Raw genomic sequence first — 19,749 nt, 5'->3', positions numbered from 1 at the left:
ACCTCAGGGCGCAGGTTTCTACGTCGAAACCTGAGTGGCGACAGTTGAACTTTGCACGGGGAGCGGAGGTCGGCGCCGACGCGACGACCGTTGTTGCCATATCCCGCTAACGAGCAGTCGCATTTTTCGACGTCGAAAAATACCGCAATGACCCGGTGCCATCAGCCGACCTTTGCGTGAGCGGCGATTTTCGACGTCGAAAACTCTATTCCGCGATGGCCCGGGGCCGTTCGGGCAGCCGTGCCGAGCGGATTGGCAACATCCAACTTTGACGCGCCGAGCCGAGTTTGTACTTGCAGCCTGTTTGACTGGTGCGATGGATTGGCTGTGTCGACTGTACTGCCCGCGATCGTTGCCCCGACAAATCCGTCGATCCACGTTTAACAGAAGAGAGAGCGGGCCATTTTTCGACGTCGAAAAATGATGAGCGTCGACTGATTTCGTTCCGCGGGCGATCAGGCCCACGTCCTCGTATCAAGCAGAGTGCCACGGATGACTCATCGAGGGGCCCGCCTGCTCTACGGCCCTCTGGCAGTTACACCGCCGCTCACCGAAAGTGGTGGGCTAAGGACCCGAAGAGACGACGGTGGATGACTGACTCACGAACGAAATTTGATTACCTCATGCAAGAGCCTGAGCGTTTTCGACGTCGAAAACCTGACGCTGCCGCCATATAACAAGGTTGCCGGAGCGTTCGCCAGTTTTCGGCGTCGAAAGATCTGTATCGCCGATGATGCGTAATCCATTTCAGAAACTCAATGCGGCGTCGACACAGTTGACGGCCGTGAACTTTCGACGTCGAAAATCACGTGAGTCCAACTCGCACGATCCAGTGGATCTTCCGGAGCAGCAGCCCGTCTGATAATTGATGTCTGGCGGCCGCTAGATGCCTTGGGATCTGGGAAGGTGCTGAAGAGAAGGAACGCAGTACACCTCCGCGTCAACGACATTGCGTGTTTTCGACGTCGAAAAGTGGGTTCGCGTCTCATCGAATGGTTGAGTCGGTGTATGGCGCGTCGACCGAAGTAGTGAGTGAGATCGGTGATTACACAACTAATTTGGGCTTGAGGATTCGGCATTGCAGAGACAGTCGGGTGACGTTTTCGACGTCGAAACATATCCGGCCGCTTGGTTTTGCGGAGGATTGGATTTGAACATCGCCGTGACTTTTCGACGTCGAAAATTGGGATGGCTCAGTGTGCCGTTGCGAGCGGGCGTGGTATGGGAGGCGGGGCATGGTGTGCGGCGGGTTTGCCTCCTGCAGGTTTTCGACGTCGAAAAACCGACTTGACCACCTGATCGAGCGTGTAACGCTAGCGAACATGGCTCACCCGTGGAAAAAGGGACGGGTAGGTCGGGGCGAAGAAAACCCCGAAGATTCCTTGACTTGGGGAATCGATGTGATAATCTGCTTTAACTTTATAATTTTGGAAATAAAAACATGCCAGCCAAAATTCTAGCTGTCGCGAACCAAAAAGGGGGCGTCGGGAAGACCACGACGACTGTGAGCATTTGTACCGGCTTGCACCATGCTGGTTATAAGGTCCTTGGCGTCGATGCGGACCCGCAGACGACGCTTTCCCAGTGGGCAGCTGCAGCTCCGGAGGATGAAGAGGGCCTGCCCTTCATGGTGGTGAGTTTGCATACTAGCCGACACAATATCCATCGCGAACTTAAAAAACTTATAGAAGATTACGATTTCATCGTTGTGGATTGCCCGCCATCGGTCGAGGATCCTCGACCTGCTGCAGTAATGCTCGTGTCGGAGGCCGTGATAATTCCGGTGTCGTCCTCGCCCGCGGACTTTTGGTCAAGCGAGGAATTCATCTCCGAAGTAATCAAGGTTCAACGACACAACCCTGACTTGCGCCCGATCTGGCTCCTGAACAAAACGGAGGGCAAGCGCAAGCTGGACCAAAGCGTGATCGGTGCCATTGTTGAGACCTGCGTCCCGCAGTTCGAGCGCGTGGTTCCCACGCGGGAGTGCTACAAGCAGGCATGCGCGCTTGGCAGAACTGTATTTAAGGTCGGTGGTTCCGGGTCAAAGCTCGCTCAGGTAGAAGTCACCGCGATCGTCAAGGAGCTGCTTCAACGGTTGAAAGAACCGGCTCCGTACATTGAAGAGCTTCGGGAGCAGCGACGGATTGAACTCGAGGCGGCCGAAGCGGAAGGCGAAAACGAAACTATCGCAGAGGCTTGAAAATGGGAAAGAACACTAACTTTAATAGCGCGTTTCGCGCGCCCAAGCTGGCCTCCAAGCCGACCGCGATGGACCAGATTGACAAATTCTCGACGGCCGATCGGCTTATAAGTCCGAGCGCCGGTGTAGCGGAGGTTGCCCCAGCGCCCTCGGAAATCAATGTCGGTGCAGCGCTCGCCGAGTTGCCGCCAGGCGAGTTCCGCACGTGGTGTGTCCACAACGGTTATACACCGGGCACAGTCATCGACATTCCGTTGGCGGACCTTGATCAGAGCCCGTTCAATCCGCGGCACTTCTACATGCAGGGCTCGATTGACGAGCTCTCGCGCGACCTGTCGCAACAAGGACAACAACAGCCGATCCATGTGAGTCCTGATTATTCCAGGCCGGGCAAATATTTTATCCACGACGGTGGACGACGTGTGCGCGGTCTCCGGGAAAATAAGGCGAAGGCTGCGAGGTCGATTGTCTTGGATATCCCGTTGGGGAAGGAAAGTTACAAACTCGGCCGTACTCTCAATATTACGCAGGAGCGGCAAACGGTATTCGATGACGCATTTGCATGGAAGAACCTGCTAAGGGAGAACCAGTACGCGACCCAGGGTGAACTCGCTGAAGACCTCAAGGTTTCGGCCGCGTCGTTGAGCAAGATAATCGCACTGGCAGACCTCCCGCCCGAGCTGGTAGAAAAGATGCTGGAACGTCGGGAAAAGTTCACGCTTGATTTCGCGTACGCCGTGTCCCGATATCAACGCGCGCGTGGCACTCAGGCAGCTCATCGGCTTATCAATCGGATCATCACTGAGGATCTGCCAGTTAAGACCGTCGACAAACTTCTGAAGGGCAACGAGGGACAGGCAGTAGAAAAGTCGAGCGACCGCAATAAATATGTCCATCGATTTGAAGTGTCCTTGCCGGGCGGAATCAAGGCGGGCGAGATCAAGGCGTATGGGGGCGACTCGCTGACAATTACGCTTAAGAATCTGCCTCGTGAGTTTCGTGATGCGCTCTCGACGAAGATGAGAGATTTCCTCGAACAGGAAACCAGCCAACTGCCAGCGGAACCAGCAGAAGCGGCATAGCCGCGGGCGGCCGGGAGCCGCCGAAGCGTTATACTTCCCCTGAGACAACAGGGGTCGGGGTTGACAGCCCGATTCACACTTCACACTGGGGCCCGTTTTGTCCAGTGCTGTTGCTTGGTGCGCCATTATGGGTGGGCCATGGTGAGGGAGCTTCGTGCTCGCCGGTGTTGTGTGGCCGGTCTGTCAACCTTGCCTTGCGCCCACTCACCCGATTGACAGCGGGTGTGCGGGAGGAAATCTCACACAGGACGCATCATGACTGACCACGTCGTCGGCTCGGCCCTAACGGCCACGAGCTACAGTTCTTTTCCCACGTCTGGATCACTATCGGCCCCAAGGCGCCTCTCGCGCTTCACGCGGCTGTGTGCGGGACTCTTGTCTGTTACCGCTACTGTCACGTCTGCCGGCATAGCTATCGTCGCCGGCTGGGATCGTGGTGGCAATCCCACAGAGCGTGCGGCCTGGATCGCGATAGGCATCGTGCTGCTGTTGAGCGCGCATCTCATTCCCGCGTTGACGCGCGGACTATCGATCACGGCAAGGATCGCCGCGCTGCTCATCTGGCTGTTTTCGATGGTCGCGACAGGCTACGGCCACGCAACGTTCTTTATTCTCGCGCAGCAGCATGCCGGCGAGATCCGTGCGTCGAGAATTCCAGAACCGCCTAAAGTCGTAAACGTCGCTGGGGCCGTTTCCACGCGAAGCCTGTCGCTAATTGCCGGCGAACGGTCGAACGTCGAACAGGATCTCGCGCGGGCTCGAGCACAAAAATGTCCGGAGAATTGCACCTGGTTGACCCTCCGCAAGAGCAATCTCGAGTCGCGGTTGTCTGCCTTGAATGTCGAGTTCGCCGAGGCGCAACGTCGAGAACGCGCCGTCGATCAGGCGTTGGCCGAACATGAGCGCGCAGCGAACAGGAGGTCCGATCAGACTGCGGACCCTGTGACGCGACTCCTCGCGGCCGCTCTCGGTATCGCGACTGGCGACGTCGATCTTGCTGTAGCACTGGTCCTGGGATGGTTACTCGAGAGCGTGGCCTGCCTCGGCTGGTTACTGACATTGCCCAAGCCCGGGGCCGTAGTGACCGATTCGGAGCACAGTAGTCGTCGTGTTACCGCATCAGTAACGGATGAGAGTAGCGACGCGTTACTCGTTACCGATACTGGCGCGACGTCGTCCGACAGTTCCTTCAACTTGGGTAGCGAAGCGAACGCAACGGCGGGCGGTCCCGATACTACGGCGGAGTCGTTGACGCCGTTTGCCCCAGTGGCAATGCGTCAGGAGACTGAGGAGGCCCCGGATCTACTTACGCAACTCGCTGCGGCGGTAGCCGCCGGAAAGACGCGCTACACCGTAGCTGAGATTCGGCGCTTTTTCCGGATCAGCCAGGATCGGGCTTGCGAACTACGACGCGAGTACGTGCGCCAGTACGGGCCTGCGAAAGGAGCCAAGGCCGGAACGGGTCGTATGCAACCAGTACTGGCATGGAGTAGCAGTCATAACGCGACGGATGAATCCCATCAGGGGGCCGGTGCCGCGACTTTGTTTCAGTCAGTCGGCGGCCGAGCGAAGTGATGCGGCCTTAATTACACATTGCCGGAAGGTCAAGGAAGGGTTATGGGATTGAAACCGTGATCGTCGATTGACTCGTGCAGTGCGGATGCGATGCTGGCTACTGATTTCTCTGTGTGGGGTGAAAGTATGGGAGCTTATGACAGGGCGCTTGCGTTGAGCGATTGGCTGAAGACGAATGGCCGGGAGGGAACAATTGCCCAGATGGCAGGGGCTGGCTTGATGTCCAAGAGAGACCTTCGAAGCGCGCTCGACTATGGGATGCGCCGAGGTGTTTTTGAGGCGGTGGAGCATTCCGGGCGCAGCGCTGATGCCCGGGTGAGTTATCAGCTTACCGGCGTGCCTTTACTGCCGCCCGACACCGGAAAGCGCGTCGATCTGATCACCTTTGACGGCTTGCTGGGCGCGTTTGGCATTGCTGCTGTGCCGCCCATGCTCAAGTGCACCGGAAGTCTGCGTCACACCACGGAGTAGGGCATCTGGCCATTGCTACGATTTCGTGGGAGAGGTCGCGAATTTTGCAGGAAGCGAAATATGAATACTCGGGACGGGCCTTATTTGGCGACCTGCAAGGAGAAAAACGCGCTGTCAGCTGCGATGAACGGTCACGGCGCGATATACCCTCGCGCGACGTGTCGCATAACAAATGGCACGGCGGTGTTCTATAGTTCAGGAAAGGAAATCTGGCGGTGCAATGCCGCTTACGCCGAAGTACATCTCGAATTAAAGCCGACTTCCTGAAAGATCACGGTCCGATTTACTGCATATACGGGAAGCGTCTTAAGCAGTAGAACCTTTCGCGCCGCTCCGCGTCGCGGCAATTGCTCCCAGACAGGCGCGGGGAGGGGAGAGGAAAGGCGATTGCAGCCCGCTGCGCGGCCTGCAAATCAGTTATAGACGCTTTCGAGTCATCTTGCCACCCTCCGATTACCAAAGCCCTCCAACGGCCGTTCTGCCGTACGCATGACGGGTTCGACGCAAGATCACGCAATTTCCCGCGGCAGGTGTCGAGACCACGCCTGAATTTCTCACAAAAGCGTACGAAAGGGCGGGGGCCGTCCGTTATCCCGTCGCGGCGCACGGCGTTTGTCTATTGAGCCTTATCAGATCGGAGAAAAGTGTGGCAAAAAAGCTCGTTTTCGTGGCCCTGGCTGCGGCCCTAGTCAGCATCAACACGTGTGTATTCGCCCACCAGAGGCTTCTGGTGGTTGACCTGAAGATCGTTAGTCCCGCTGGAGCGCCCACACTTCACGAGCGCGTCATTATGAGCGACCGCGCGGACGCGCTCCTTAGAGACCACACTGGCTATCTACCTGCGGTAAGCGTTGCGGGCGATGGGCAGGCCGGCGGAGCGTATCTGAGCCCTTGGACGTTGAGGCTCAAACAAACTGATCTGAGCGATGGCGATCGCAGCGTCATCGACGCCGAACTGTACGCGACCCCCACGGCATCACAGGGTAGGGCGCGGAACATCGATCAAATTTCGGTGTTGGTCAGCGAGCGCGAAGAGCAGGGCGTAATACACGGTGTCGACGGAAGCGACTACTTCCTTTCTGTCCGTCCCCTGCCGGATTCCACCGGACTGGGGCGGTAGACATGAACCTGCCTGCGGGGATTCTCGTCGAGATCAAGGGAGGCAAGGCACTTGGACGCGAGGAGCAAGGAATGGCAACGCTAGCGCGCGAGCGTGGTGTCCCAGTCGCATATGCCTCGGAGCGTCAACTTGAACGTGAGAAGATTCGGGTGCCGTTCGGCGTTGTCCCGGTGGGTTCGGTCGGCTTTGTGAAGCACGCGCTGAGACAGTTCGGCAAGTCGCTCCCGGAACACACACCATACCCGGCGCTGCTTGCTCCGTTTCTCCATCGACGGGTTCAGAAATTGTCGACCCTGCGGGAAGCGAAGGCGTTATTGGCGGCAGGGCAGCGGTTGTTCATCAAGCCGGCCGAGGGCTGGAAGCGCTTTACGGGGTTCGTCGCTGAGTTTGAGGACGATTACCGCTTCAGCGGCACGTCTGGGAACAAACCCGTTTGGATCTCCGAACCCGTACGGTTCGTAAGCGAATGGCGCGCTTACGTTGCGGATGGGAGAGTCCTCGACGTGCGCTTTGTTGACCACGGCGGCGACCGGCAGATCCAGCCCGATATCGCTGTGATCAATGACGCCGTCCGGCGGCTGGAGACCGTTGCTGGTGCCGCGCGGGGATATGTTGCAGACTTCGGCGTTCTCGAGTCGGGAACAACCGCTCTTGTCGAGTTAAATGACGGTTTTTCGATGGGCGCGTACGACGATCTGCCCATGACGACGTATTGGTCCGTGACAGTTTGCCGTTGGCAACAACTTGTCGACGGCGGGTACCCCGGTGGACAATCGACGGAAAAGTGACAGATGTCCCGGCGACCCTGCGAGAGTGACAGCGGACGTTGGGGCGAACACCGCACTCTCAGCGCCGGAGCAACGAGGTTATCTATGTCGGTCAGAATAAAACATCATCCGCATAACGATCTGATGGCGTTGGCACACCATCACGTCACGACCATAAGAGAAAAGATCGAGGCAGGACGGCAGGACGGGATAAAGCTAGATTGCATGAGCGCGCTAATCGCGATGGCGTTCGCGGTCGAGGCCCTTATCAATTATGTCGGAGCCGAAAAGATTCCGGCATGGAACGAAAGGTCAAGCTACCCCGACAAGCTGCGCATACTGCGTCGCAAGATCAACCTCTCAACCGAAGCGTCGGCTCAGCCATGGCTGACTCTCACAACACTAAAGCAGGTCCGCAACCAACTCGCTCACGGAAAGCCGATGCGGTCGACTGCGCGCGTGACTACGAAAGAGGAACTTAACGAAGCGATGGCCTCACCGTGGGATCAACACTGCACGCCGGAGACCGTAGAAGAAGCTTTCGCGAACGTTCGGGAATTTCGAAGGCTTCTCTTGGCTGCAGCTCAGATTTCGCTGGGGGCGTCATTTACCTCGGCTGCCGGTGGGTTTGACCCAGCCTGAAGATTCGGATGAAGTGTAAAAGCCCGGAACACAGGCGGTCCCGAAGAGGGCCTTCGCTCGACGGAAAGCGGACAGGGGACGAGTCGATTCATGCCAGAAAGATTTCATAAAGCAGCGCCAGGCGTATCTACATATCGGACTAAGGGTGTACATCGCGATTGGCGCAAGGCGATTTCAGGCGCCGACAGCAGGCCGCTAGTGTTCTCGCCCTACGTGACCTCCAAGACGGCCGAAACTGTTCTCGGCGATGGGATGTCTGTCGACCTTCATCTCTTGTTCGAGGCTGAGCAGTTTGCGTCCGGAGCGTCTTCGTTAAATGCGCTTCGCCGACTTCTCGATGCGGGGCATCGCATTTTTCATGTGGCGGAATTACACGCCAAAATATTCCTCGTCCCGGGAAAATATCTGAGCATTGGCAGTCAGAATCTCACACGCTCGGGGACGGTGCGCAGGGAGATGACCGTGACTACGGACAGCCCTGACGCCGCGACCGCCGCGGTGGAACTGGTTGGACCCTGGGTGTTGGAAAGGACGCCTGTCACGCGAGAGATGATCGACGAGATGCAGGTACGCATCGGGCCGCTAGCGCAACTCTTCGACACGGCTCGAAAGCAGGCCGCAGCCGCACAGGAAGGATTTCTCGCCGCGATGGAAGTAAAGGAGAGAGAACGCCAAGCCGAGTCAGAGAGGCAGCGGCAGAGGGGATTGCATCACCGCCTCGCCGAGTTGGGCGCGTCGTTGTTAGCGCGACGGCAGTCGGTCACTGGTGCTGTTGGTGTGGTGACGCGAATGGACCGAGGTAATGGGCGGTGTTCTCTGGTCGTTCGTGATGATGTGGATCTGACTTCGTGGGTCGTTGGCGCAAAAACGTACAAACTCAAGGATTTCCATCGCTATCTTTGCGTGCTAGAGGACATTGGCTCGCTGGGATGGGCGAGGGTAGTGAGATCGCGGATCACCTTTATTCAGCCGGGGCTCGACCGCAGACCGGTGAAAATAGAGGGCGAAAGGTTCCGGCTCGTCTTTGACTGCTCACGCACCAGTGGCGATGGTAACGTCATTATCGAGGTGTTCGACGTGACGGGTAGTGTCCTGCTCTGTGCCGTGGACGCGTGGTACTCGCCGGGCAACCTCGAGATAATTAGCGTGCTCCCGTCCGCCGAACCGAGACGTGCGTGGTCGCCTTTCAACAAGTCAGCGGACCCGGAGAGAATGGCAAACTGGATACGGGGCAACTTGGGCGCTTTCCGGCATCTCGTCATGCCCGAATTTACAGAGCCATTCCAGTACGGTCGCGGCAACGCTGATGGCCCTGAAGCGGATCGGTTTTTTGGCCCGGTCAATACCCGCATCAGGCTGCGTGTTGTACTTGAAAACGATGTTCCGGTTCTCGTGGCAACGCGATTGTGACCTTCGGCTGGCTGCTGGCACGTCGTGAATGCGAGTTTGGCAGGGACTGCCTCAGACTTGAAAACCGTTGCGGTGACGCCGACGCGCGATGGTTTGGGCTCTGACGGTCCCCGAAAATCCCGCATACAAAGACGTCGCGCGCCAGTGTGACCCATGAGCAAAGTTCGCGACTGCCTACTCAGCGAACCAGGCCAGCGCGATGCGTCGGAGCGTCGCTCTCTCAATGTCGGTCAGAGTTTGGCGCCCCATCTTCTCGATATCCTTGAGCTGCTCGTCAGAAAGGGGATTGGCGATGTTCATCATCGCGACGGTCTTCATGAACCTGATGATCCCCTTCGAACTGGCGCCTTCGAGTCCCGCTGGCATGTTCAACGCATCTCTCTCTGGCATAGATTGTTCCGGAAGGAAGGGGGGCAATGAATACGTCTCGTCGGTTCAAGGTTAGCGGATTGCCGGTGTTTTGTCCGCGTTGTGCGGGCCGAGTCCCACGGCACGCACTGAAAAAAGGGGATGACGATGAGGCGCGACTAGCGGGCAAGGCCATGGTCTGTAGCGTTTGTGTCCCGATCCCGTCGTGCGGGAAGAGACAGGGCTAAGTGAGCTACGTCTGGCCCGGAGCGTTGAGTTAAGCCTGACGTCGACCGGATCTTCACTCGGGAGAACATGAGTACGTATCTGGGCCTTTCCGCTCACAATTGGGTGGCTGTCGATAGACCTTTCCTACGACATTGGTTGGATCCGACACAAAAAATGTCAACTCAAAGTCGGCGAGAATCACTGAGAGCGCGGCGAATGCTGTCTTGAAGGGCTTTGAAGACCTGTGTAGAACGCGTTTGAGTGGAATCACTCCGGGAAAAGACAGGGCTATCAGGTTCCACAGCTTCGACGTTGCGATTTCCCCAATTTATGCGATTTGACATAAGGCCAATTATCAACATATCGGTAGTAGTCCGAAGCACAATAAAACTGTCTCATTGACAGTTTTATATATGTCAAATGGAGTCAGATTGGCTCCGGTGAGAAAAAGCTCGATAGAATCGTGATGTGCTAACAGCCGTGTCGATGTTGATGAATCGGTCCGCCAAGAAGAACAACCGCAGAGTGCTACCTGTTTATAGTCTGGCAGCGTTGCTGGTGCTCGCCACTATGTCCACTGACGTATGGGCGGTCAATGACACCGACACCGCCGACGCCTACAGGGCTTATCTTCTCCGCGACAACAGGTTGACACCGTGCCGTACCAATGCGTCATGTGCTGCACTTGGCGTGTCGCGTCTGGAGGCCGGAAATACTGTGGAGGCGTCGCAGGCGGTAGATCTGGAATTGGACCTCGCGGAGTTGGATGCGATGGCTGCTGAAAGTGAGAAGCGACAGGCGAGCGGCACCGCACGTGCAATCATGGCGCTCATTCACGAAGGTGACGTTGCAGCCAAAACCGATCCCGCGGTAGCCCGAGCGTGGTATCGGTTCGCTCTGGAGCGTGCCGGCCGGTCAGGCCCACAACCCATGATTGATCGGGTAAGGCTCGTCGCAACAGCCCGGCTGGACGCTATCAACGACAAGGACGTCATGAAAGGCGTTCCGGCCAGCGGGGCGACCTTCGAGCGCTACATTTTCATGGGCGTCAACAACACGATTACCCTTCGCCCAGTGAGCGGTAAGCCCGACGTTTTCAGATTGACGGGCGAGTTCGGTTATCCAGAGATTCAGTCCGACGGGCCAGCGTCCGTCAACACCGGCAATATCGCAGGGTTGGTCCGGTTTTTTGACGGGAAAGCGGACATCGTTGTCGATGACACCGGGAAGCCAGTTGACGGAACCCGCAGATTGGCGCCCTCCGCCATCGAATCGGACCGCTGCGTCCTGCACCTCGAATACGACGGCAAAGAAACCCTAACGGTCACGACGCTGGGAAATGCGAGCGATTGCGGCTTCGGTTTCAACGTGGTCGCAGACGGCGCATTTCACATGACTTCACGAAGCGCGCCCTGACTCTACCCTTGCCTCCGTGATTCAGTTAGTCCTCGCGCGCCGTCGCCCGCTTCGATGCCGATGCGGGCATGGTGGAGGGCTGCAATCTGTTTCGCTGCATCGGGCACTCGAGGCGCTGGTTCTGCCATCGAACACCGGCCGGTTGCCGAAAGATCTGTGGCGTTCCGAAGCATGCGAACTGGGTTCGCGTCCGCACCGCCCACGTGTTAGCCTGTCGGCACCACTGAGGTGACGAATGAACGAAATCCGAATCGTGGTCGACTCGCGGGAATCGCGATCGACAATCCCCGAACGCATTCAAAAGTTTGAACGTGCCGTAGTCGAGGTGCAGGAGCTTGAGGTTGGGGACTACCTGATCGCCGAAGGCGTAGCGATTGAGCGCAAGACCGCAAACGACCTGGTGGCTTCAATCATGGACGGACGGTTCATCGGCCAATCAGAACTGTTGAAATCCGCGTATCTGAAGCCGATTGTTCTTCTCGAAGGCGATCCGTACATGGTGCGGTCTGCGATTGCCCCTGACGCAATCACGGGGGCGATTTCGCACCTCGTGATCAACTGTGGCATCCAGGTGATCCCCACGCCGAGTGTTGAGCGAAGCGCGATGACCATTTTCACGTTGGCACGCCACGCATTTGAAGGACTCGGCTATGTCCCTCCCCTTCGTGGATCAAAACCGAAGGACGCAGGGCTGATGGCCAAGTATCTTGTTCAGGGGTTGCCGGGTGTGGGGCCCGCGACGGCCGATGCACTTCTGAGGAAGTTCGGCTCTGCACACGCGGTGTTCACTGCGGAGGCGAGCAATCTGCGAACCGTTGACGGAATCGGCCTGAAAACCGCGGAACGCATTGTGGAAGCGTTGCGGTCGCCGGCGGTTGACTTGCACGGCTAGAACCCTCACGCCCTCCCCGTCCAGATGGCACGCAAAACATCCGGTCGTCACAGCAAAAGCCGGCACATCCCGACGAAGAAGGAGTTGCTTCCCCTTCCCACAAACACGGTCAAGGAGATATCGCTTGGATATCATCTTGCCCTTGTGGCCTGTCGCGGGCTCGCTGGCAATCAGCACCTGATGAATGAGCTAACGCGTGCCCTCTATCTCGCCTTTTACCTGGGCGAGTTGGGCTACGGACATGCCGATAACGAGTTCTATCGGCGTGTGGAGGCCGGCCTGGAGGCGGCAATCAATCGCGGCGTTGCGGATGGTGTCTGGCAGCTGACCGCCGAGGCGGCCGGCTCCATGGAGGAATTGCTTCAGCTTCATGACACGCAACTTGGGTCCGCGAGGGCCGGGCACGTGATGGAAGCGGACAAAATGCTTCGGCGCTTTCTGCTGAGCCAGTCCAAGGCTTCGCCGTTCGATTGAGCGCGGACGTGCATCCGCGCTCGGCACGACGCGGTACAGAAACTCCAATCACCCAATATAAAAAGGCATGAGCAAATACGCGCCGCTTTCCGAGTTCTTGCGGTTGACCACGAGCGACGAAATCACCCTGAGTTTTGACGAAATCGAGCGGATCATCGAGAGTGAACTACCGCCCTCCTCGCGAAAGTTTGACGCCTGGTGGGAAAACTCTGCGCTGGGCGACAAATCACATGTGCATGCCCACGCGTGGATGCGCGCCGGTTGGCGTAAGTACAAGGCCGATCGCGAGGCGGGCTGGGTCACTTTTCGGAGGGCCGGCACCGATCCTGATGTCGAAGCGCTCGATAGCCTCAAGCCGCGTACCAAACAGGTCATCTATGACATCCTGAAGAGCCTGCAGGTGTCAGTAGACCAATGGCACGTCACGAAGGACGGAGATCCCGTCGAGCAGTATCGGTCCAACCCCCAGTTTTGCTATAACTGGTCGTTTGGCTCTGTGAGAGAGGGCTTCGTACTTTGCCTGTGGTACGGAACGCTTTTGGCGTCCGATGGTGTCGTCTATTGGGACGAGTCAGTAAAGGAAACCGCGCTAGAGCTCGAGCGCCTGGCGCGGGCGACTGTCGACCCGTCCGAAAGATCACGGGTCATTGAGCAGTCGCAGCGGGCCTGGGCGCTGGATGAGGCGATACGTGAGTCGTATGGCCGCGGCCTTCCCGTCCATGTGATCGTCTGCGACGGCGACCGGCGCGCGCGCGACCAGCTCGCGGAGAAGGCTTCGGCAGTCAGCCGGCGATTTCTCGACCCCGAGCCGTGGTATGTGCACCGCTATGACAAAGACACTGGTGCGAGCCGCATCGTCCGGGGCAAGAAGCCGGAAATCGGAGGTGACGATGCCGATGAGCCTGGGACCGGCGACGAGACCGATCTTGACGACCGTCAGCAACGGGCAATCAAGACTCGTCGTGGGCAGCGAGACTTCCGCGAACGGCTGCTCGCAGCATATCGGCGACGCTGCGCCGTGACAGGGAGCTTCACTGTTGACCTCCTGGAGGCAGCGCATATCGTTCCGCACTCCGTGAACACGGACTACGATACGCGCAACGGTATTCTGTTGCGCGCGGACATTCACACGCTATTCGATCTGCATTTGCTGACGATCGACGCTCGTCTGCGGGTGAAACTTTCGAAGGCGCTGCGCACTTCCGAATACAAGGACTACGACGGCAAAGAGTTGAAGGTCACTCCAGAGCGACTGGAAGACTGTCCTTCAGTTGGCGCACTGGAGAAGCGTCTTGCCGCTTTTGCCGAGGCGGAAGCCAAGCGCACATGAGTCGAACTGCAGATCAAGACAGTGCCGCCCTCGCCTCCCGGTACCTGGAAATTCTCACATCCACTGATCTAGGTGAGATTTTCCAGGAGCCGCACCGGTATTCGGGCGTCTTCCTCGCGGGATTTCCGGACCGATTCGCAGAGTCGGATTTCCGAATACTCGTAGTGGGGAAGGAGACCAAGAAGTGGCGCGATCGCGAGTGTGAGATCAGGTGCAACAATCCGCCCGTGGTCGAGGCGGTGCGCTCGGCGATGGCGACCCAGCAGGCGTACCTTCGGAAGGCCGCCGGCCATGTGAAATTTATCCAGTTCGTGAAGCAGGTCGAGAAGGCCGCCGCGAAGCACATACCAGGATCAAATCCGTCCGTACATTGGGGTAACCTCTTCTGCCTAAGCCATGCGGGTGGAAGCCCCACCAACTCAAAAGCATTTCACGCGGTGCGAGAGTTGTCGGCACAGCTGCTGCGGGCGCAGATCGAATTCGTCGACCCCGACGTAATCCTTTTCACCACCGGACACGTCTACGACGAGTACGTGCACAGTTGTTTTCCGGACCGTGCATCGAGCCGGGTAATCAAGAAACGCTGTCTTTGGGAGTTTCGCGTGGGGCGCGCCCGTTGCTACCGCACGAGTCATCCGCGTTATGTGGCACATAACCATTGGCGCGACGAGGCGTTGCGGCTGGCGCTCTCCCACGTCTGAAGGATAGGGCCATGACGTCGCTCCCAGCCGGTCGCGGTTGAAAACAAAAAAGCCCGCACCGCCTTAGGAGGCGGTACGGGCTGATTGCGGCTTTACGGATTCGTTGGAAGGGACGTGCCCGATAGCTTCGGGAGTGTTGCACGCAGCAGCCGGACGTTAAGTCGCGGCAGCCGGGACATCAACGCTCGAACGAAAGGTCACTGCGCCAGGCGTACATACGCCGCTTCCAGCGCGGGATTCTGCGCCCTTGCCTGCCCCGTCAGATCGAGAATCTCCACACTACCGCTCAGGTCGACATCGTATTCGTCGTTGATGGTACCTCGGAGGCGCCCGTCTTCTCTCTTGACTGCGGTCAGTTTCCCGAGAACGCGTTCGGCGGCGTCGACGATCTGGATACCGGCCACAAATCGGTGCTGGCGTTCGATGCCTTCGTTGGCTTTCGAATTCATGCTGACTCTCTCCTGTTATGCCTGGATACAGGCTGTTAGAAACGGGAGAGTGGTCCGGTCGGCGATCCCGAAGATCGGGGCTCTATCCACTCTGGTCAATCCGGGAGGATTCAGCAGAATGAGCCGGCGGCGTGCAGACGAGTCTGGGAAAGGCTGGAGACGCGAGCGATCGACGCTCTGATGTGTGTCGGCCCTTGCTGGGCGGGAGGCCGCCTGTCGAGGGACAGGCGGCCTTTACAACCTTACGAGGTGAGAGCGCTCACGTTATGCATATCCACGTGGCCGAAATCGTCGTAGAGACGACGATCACGGGCGGGATAGTTCGGCTCGTCCCACACGATCGCTGCGCTATTGTCGCTCCAGAGGGACGCAACGCGGCCTTTGTGCCATTCGGGCGGGTGAGCCTGAACGTCTTGCACGACGACGCGCGTACCTTCCTTGATGCCACGCAGCTCTTGCACTTTGACAACGGCTTGCTGATTCATATCACTCTCCTTTGTTGCCTGAAAGGCAGGGAAAAAGGAGGGACCGACACACAACTTCGGTCTGGTGAGCGACACACTCTCATCGGACCGCGCTGACGGCTGGCCTGTGATATGGGTAGAAACGTTCATGTGGCTGGCACAAGCCAACCTTTGACTGATGCCGTTTTAGCGGCTGCGCATATTCTAGCCGCCGTGCCCCACAAACGGAAGCGCCAGGTTTTAAGCTCCGCGCGGCTCAGGATCGCGGAGCCTCTCCAATTGACTCCGCGACGAAAAGGAATCAGTTTTGCCGCCAGTTCGAGGGATCGGCCGCTCCCGATCTATGAGACTCTTGCGGCAACTTTCACGATTTCTTGAGGTGGCGAGCGAAAATCGCGGCCGCCCTTCCTTCACCACATGACGCAGATCGTTTTTGCCGACGCGGGGAATCGCATCAACCGCGAGATGGAAGCCGCCAACCGGGCAAGACGCCGCCGTGAGACGTTGGGACTGTCTCGCAAATTCGTCGCAGATAACAGCACCATCTCGTTGGCGTCGCTTTCTCGCTGGGAAAAAATTGGCGTTCCTGTTCACCTGTCGCGAAGCGATACGTCTAGTTGGGAGCGTGTGCTGAACGTTCCGGGCGGCTGGCTTTTTGGCAAGACGGAACGTGAACCGAAACCACCAGCCGGCAAGGCAGAAGCTACGGACCGACTTCGGGCCGCGGGCGCACGCGCACGCGCTCGCCGGGAGGAGTTGAACCTGTCACGTACAAAGCTCGCACTTGCCATCGCGGTGCGCGACTCAAGGCTGAGACAGTGGGAAATCGACGGTATCCCGCATTCGGTCAGCGAGGGGACAATCGCCGCATGGGAGGCGGCGCTCCAAGTTGCGCCTGGTTGGCTTCTCGGCAGAAGTGGCGGCACAGCTTCCCCGACGCGCAAGCCTGCGGCCGAGCGGGTGCTTTCGTCGGGTAACACCGCGGCCAAGGCAATCACCGAGGCGAGCAGTCTTCTGGCCTGTGGGACAGCGACGACATCCGCACGTAACGCAGCGCTGCTCGCGAAACGCTACGGGGTGAATGCGCCGCACGGTACCGGCCTGGCTGTTATCGCAAGAGATTTCGGCATCACCGAGAGCCGTGCGTGTCAGCTTGTGGGCGACATGCTGCAAATCGCATCGGAATCTGGTCTTCCGGCGAGCGTCGTTGCGGTTTTTGACGTTATCGAAGCAACCGCTAAGCAGCACTTGCCGTGTTCGCCCAGCCAGATGGAGCGGGTCCTCCGGCCGCTTCTAGGTGACAGTCTGTCGATTGCAGACGCTTCGCGCTTTGCTCGCGAGATTCTTGGCAAGCCGCTTCTGACGCTTGAGAGCTACCTCAACGACCTTGGCTCGACGGAGTCCGTCGATGACCAGAGAACCGTTGTGGTGAGGAACATGGCGCGCGCCATGATCCGCGCTGTTGGAGCCGCCCACCTTGGAGTGCTGATCGGTCAAGCCATTCAGTTGGGATGGGACCTGGACGCTGTGCGATCGATCCGTGACCACCTTCAGGCTATCCAGGGCTTCGAGTGGCTCGAACAACGGGGCCGCGATAATCCTGAGTGGTTTTGGTTCGGTGAAACGGCTGATGACAATCCCGTGATCGTTGCGATCCGACGCGTGTGTTCGGTGGCCGACGCGGCGCTTACGACCGATGTCGCGATGGGCGCCATTGAGCGCGTACGTGCCCTGCGTATCGGTCGGGACGAGCGCAGTTCAAGTGCTCCCTACCCTACACCGCCGTGGCTTGTCACAGCCGAAATCCTGAACCGCACAAGCTTCCTCGGCTTCATGAAGGGGCGCTATCGAGCGACCGTTCAGCTTGATCCGAGCCGGGAACTCACCGGGAAAGAGTATGACCTCTATCAGGAGCTTTTGCGACATGGGTTTGTGGTCAGCAAACAGACGCTCACGGCGAGTTTGCTCGATGCTGGAAAGATGGATCTCAGCACGCTTCAGAATCTGCTCTCCCGATCGCCGATCATCATGAGCCAGTCGGTAGGCGTCTACGTGTTGCGAGGCGTGAAGCCGCGCGCGGAGGCACTCGCACTAGCCTATCGGGGCGACGTGGACGACTGACCAGGGGTATCCGCGGGCAATACGCGCTTGGTCAGCGCACGTAGGGCAAGCGCCGATCGAGTTTCAGACGCGGCGGCGACGGCCCTTCCTCGCCGGATAACGAGGCATCAATGTGTCCGTCGGGAAAGAAGTGCACCTCAAGAAACGCGGGTCTTTCTGGGATGGGGCCACGCAGCTGTACGCGCGCTATCAACCGGCGCGTGTCTGCGGGCTCGAGAATCCTGTCGGAGGGGGACGCTACCAGCGCCTCGCGCATGTACCCGACTTCGATGTCGAGCGGGAAATGCGCGGATCGGTCAAGCAAGATGCAACAGGCATACTTCCCTCCTCCCGACGTCTTCGTGCTGAGAAAGACGTTACCGCCGGATATCCCGTTGACTGAAAAATCGAGTAAGGCGCGGTCCGTATAGTCGTAACCGACCAGCTCGAGCTCATAAGGCTGTTTCTTGCAGCCGGTCAGCGTTGACGCTCCGAGGGCGATGACAAGTCCGGCTACCCCGACCCTGATCCATCCGGTAGACGACGTCACGACACTACCTTCCGGCCAGATCACTTGCGTTCACCCACCGCACAAGGTTACCGCCGCGCTGGAAGTAGTCGATCTTCGCCCAACCGGCGTGCCGTTCGAGTATGGCCACGACATCGTTACGCACGAGATAAGCCTTGCTCCGCGCATCAGCCTGCGGTTCATTGAACAGCGGTGCCTTCGCGCTTGCGATGCGCGCGAAGCCGAGCCAGTGCCGCTCCGAGTCGAAAGTCATCGAGTCCCCAGACTCAACTGTCGACACCTCGCAGTTTGGGAGATCGCCATCTACGTGTACTGACCACGCTCCCCGTCCGCGCGACGTAACGGCGATGCTCGCGCCCCGCTCTGCTCCGAAAAATGTCGTGAACTCCACGACGCCACCCGCCGCGCTCGATCCCTTGAGCAGGAAGCGGCACGTAGGATCCCGGTCGGGATTATTTGCTGCTGGCGTCGTAAAGGGATTGTCGAAGAAGCCTGATATCTCAGTTCCGTTGACGGCCACGTAGACCTTGCGATGGTCGAGGTCAGCACCGGGCACTGTTCGCAGCGCGTAGATGCCGGCTCGCAGTTCTTCGCCGCGGGCGAAACCAGGTAGCAGCAGGCTGACTGCAACGATGAGTGGAGCGAGAATTTTCACTGTTGTCCCTCGCTGTTTCGGTTTGACTTCTCCCGGACATTTCCAGGAGGGGCATGCTCACCTTTGCTTGCGTAGTTGCCACTGGGCCCGGACTCGACGCTTTCAAGGAGGATGTGACCCGGGCCGTACACGAGGCTCGTGATTGTATCGGCCACGTTCGGTGCGACCGGACTGCCCGCCTTGTCGCGGGAGATCGTCTCAACCTCAACGACGGGAATGCACCACGCGGCCTCCTCGCGTGCGATAGCTTGTCCGCGTGCGTCGGCGCAGCGAAAGATGAACGCGTCCGGTAAGTCTGCCGTACTCAACACAACCTTCGAGCGATCCCATGCGTAATTCATAACGATCGTACCGGGATGTGGTGCATGTGGGTCGAAGGCGTTCTTCGGACTGGGCTGGGACTCTTCCCGTGGCGGCATTTCCGAGCAGCCGGATGTCAGCATTGCGATGCACAGCGCGCCTGCCGTGACCTTTCCGAGGGTGACTATTCGCATATGTCTACGTGAGAAGCCCGCCGTCTGCGGACCGCGCTGGTTGTTGTACTGCGGGGACGCCTTTGTGGACAGTGGTCGTGGCGACGATGCCTGCCTCAACGGTCGCCGCCGTCGCTAAAAGACAAGCCTCGAGAAATTGGCCAGGTTGACTGTGGGCGGATTGTCGGCGCCCCAGGCTTTGCAGGAGAACAGCAATGCGCAATGGACCAGGCCAAATTGAAACGGCATGTGTCTGTCAGTCGTGAGGGTGAGAAGCGATTGTAGCGAGTACACGCGGCTACTGTGCCTCGTCAAGGAGTCACAATGAGTTGGCAATGCGCTTCGCATAATTGAATTTTCGGCATCGGTGTGGTTCACTCTCATCGGCGTTCCATCCGGCGCCTACCGCCCACGACTGGTGAA

19 protein-coding genes are annotated in these 19,749 nt (G+C 58.5%); 14 read left to right on the top strand and 5 right to left on the bottom strand.

Features of this window, described 5'->3' with window-relative positions; all coding sequences use genetic code 11:
* Positions 1-1,441 precede the first annotated feature (1,441 nt).
* From G3O01_RS09510 to G3O01_RS09475, 8 genes are all read left to right on the top strand, one after another.
* Complete coding sequence (locus G3O01_RS09510) at positions 1,442-2,200, top strand: ParA family protein (protein WP_205804292.1); 759 nt, start codon at positions 1,442-1,444, stop codon at positions 2,198-2,200.
* Between the two features lie 2 nt (positions 2,201-2,202).
* Positions 2,203-3,282, top strand: a complete 1,080-nt coding sequence (locus tag G3O01_RS09505; RefSeq protein ID WP_205804291.1) for a ParB/RepB/Spo0J family partition protein — start codon at positions 2,203-2,205, stop codon at positions 3,280-3,282.
* Between the two features lie 255 nt (positions 3,283-3,537).
* Entirely contained in the window at positions 3,538-4,857 is a 1,320-nt protein-coding gene (locus G3O01_RS09500) for a hypothetical protein (protein WP_205804290.1), read from the top strand.
* Between the two features lie 90 nt (positions 4,858-4,947).
* Entirely contained in the window at positions 4,948-5,328 is a 381-nt protein-coding gene (locus tag G3O01_RS09495; protein ID WP_205804289.1) for a hypothetical protein, read from the top strand.
* Positions 5,329-5,974: 646 nt separating this feature from the next.
* A complete protein-coding gene (locus G3O01_RS09490; RefSeq protein WP_205804288.1) occupies positions 5,975-6,448 on the top strand; it encodes a hypothetical protein in 474 nt (157 codons plus the stop codon).
* Positions 6,449-6,450: 2 nt separating this feature from the next.
* Positions 6,451-7,236 (top strand): ATP-grasp domain-containing protein, encoded by a 786-nt coding sequence (locus G3O01_RS09485; RefSeq protein WP_205804287.1) that lies wholly within the window; start codon positions 6,451-6,453, stop codon positions 7,234-7,236.
* Between the two features lie 84 nt (positions 7,237-7,320).
* Positions 7,321-7,857, top strand: coding sequence for a hypothetical protein (locus G3O01_RS09480; protein WP_205804286.1), 537 nt, complete (start codon positions 7,321-7,323; stop codon positions 7,855-7,857).
* Positions 7,858-8,055: 198 nt separating this feature from the next.
* A complete protein-coding gene (locus G3O01_RS09475; RefSeq protein WP_205804285.1) occupies positions 8,056-9,267 on the top strand; it encodes a phospholipase D-like domain-containing protein in 1,212 nt (403 codons plus the stop codon).
* A gap of 174 nt (positions 9,268-9,441) precedes the next feature.
* Here the strand turns inward: G3O01_RS09475 and G3O01_RS09470 are convergent, their stop codons facing one another.
* Entirely contained in the window at positions 9,442-9,585 is a 144-nt protein-coding gene (locus tag G3O01_RS09470) for a hypothetical protein (protein ID WP_205804284.1), read from the bottom strand.
* Positions 9,586-10,335: 750 nt separating this feature from the next.
* Between G3O01_RS09470 and G3O01_RS09465 the strand changes: the two genes are divergently transcribed.
* From G3O01_RS09465 to G3O01_RS09445, 5 genes are all read left to right on the top strand, one after another.
* On the top strand, positions 10,336-11,259 hold the full coding sequence (locus G3O01_RS09465; protein WP_205804283.1) for a hypothetical protein: 924 nt from the start codon (positions 10,336-10,338) through the stop codon (positions 11,257-11,259).
* Between the two features lie 235 nt (positions 11,260-11,494).
* Entirely contained in the window at positions 11,495-12,151 is a 657-nt protein-coding gene (locus tag G3O01_RS09460) for an ERCC4 domain-containing protein (RefSeq protein WP_205804282.1), read from the top strand.
* Between the two features lie 24 nt (positions 12,152-12,175).
* Complete coding sequence (locus G3O01_RS09455; RefSeq protein WP_205804281.1) at positions 12,176-12,625, top strand: hypothetical protein; 450 nt, start codon at positions 12,176-12,178, stop codon at positions 12,623-12,625.
* A 67-nt stretch (positions 12,626-12,692) separates the two neighbouring features.
* Positions 12,693-13,955 carry an HNH endonuclease gene (locus G3O01_RS09450; RefSeq protein ID WP_241023815.1) on the top strand — a complete coding sequence of 421 codons (1,263 nt, stop codon included), beginning with the start codon at positions 12,693-12,695 and terminating at the stop codon, positions 13,953-13,955.
* Positions 13,952-14,656 (top strand): hypothetical protein, encoded by a 705-nt coding sequence (locus tag G3O01_RS09445; protein ID WP_205804280.1) that lies wholly within the window; start codon positions 13,952-13,954, stop codon positions 14,654-14,656. Before G3O01_RS09450 ends, G3O01_RS09445 begins: the two co-directional genes overlap by 4 nt.
* A gap of 197 nt (positions 14,657-14,853) precedes the next feature.
* On the opposite strand, the gene G3O01_RS09440 is transcribed toward G3O01_RS09445, so the two are convergent.
* Positions 14,854-15,105 carry a hypothetical protein gene (locus G3O01_RS09440; RefSeq protein WP_205804279.1) on the bottom strand — a complete coding sequence of 84 codons (252 nt, stop codon included), beginning with the start codon at positions 15,103-15,105 and terminating at the stop codon, positions 14,854-14,856.
* A gap of 242 nt (positions 15,106-15,347) precedes the next feature.
* Positions 15,348-15,590: a hypothetical protein gene (locus G3O01_RS09435; RefSeq protein ID WP_205804278.1), complete on the bottom strand. Its 243-nt coding sequence runs from the start codon at positions 15,588-15,590 to the stop codon at positions 15,348-15,350.
* Between the two features lie 396 nt (positions 15,591-15,986).
* Between G3O01_RS09435 and G3O01_RS09430 the strand changes: the two genes are divergently transcribed.
* Entirely contained in the window at positions 15,987-17,690 is a 1,704-nt protein-coding gene (locus tag G3O01_RS09430) for a hypothetical protein (protein WP_205804277.1), read from the top strand.
* 31 nt (positions 17,691-17,721) lie between these two features.
* Here the strand turns inward: G3O01_RS09430 and G3O01_RS09425 are convergent, their stop codons facing one another.
* On the bottom strand, positions 17,722-18,219 hold the full coding sequence (locus G3O01_RS09425; RefSeq protein ID WP_205804276.1) for a DUF3304 domain-containing protein: 498 nt from the start codon (positions 18,217-18,219) through the stop codon (positions 17,722-17,724).
* A 4-nt stretch (positions 18,220-18,223) separates the two neighbouring features.
* The gene (locus G3O01_RS09420; protein ID WP_205804275.1) at positions 18,224-18,853 is read right to left on the bottom strand and encodes a hypothetical protein; all 630 of its coding nucleotides are present in this window, start codon (positions 18,851-18,853) and stop codon (positions 18,224-18,226) included.
* Positions 18,854-19,749 lie beyond the last annotated feature (896 nt).

The organism is Burkholderia sp. Ac-20365 (assembly GCF_017104715.1).
GTDB lineage: Bacteria > Pseudomonadota > Gammaproteobacteria > Burkholderiales > Burkholderiaceae > Paraburkholderia.
This window is presented reverse-complemented; position numbering and strand designations above follow the sequence as displayed.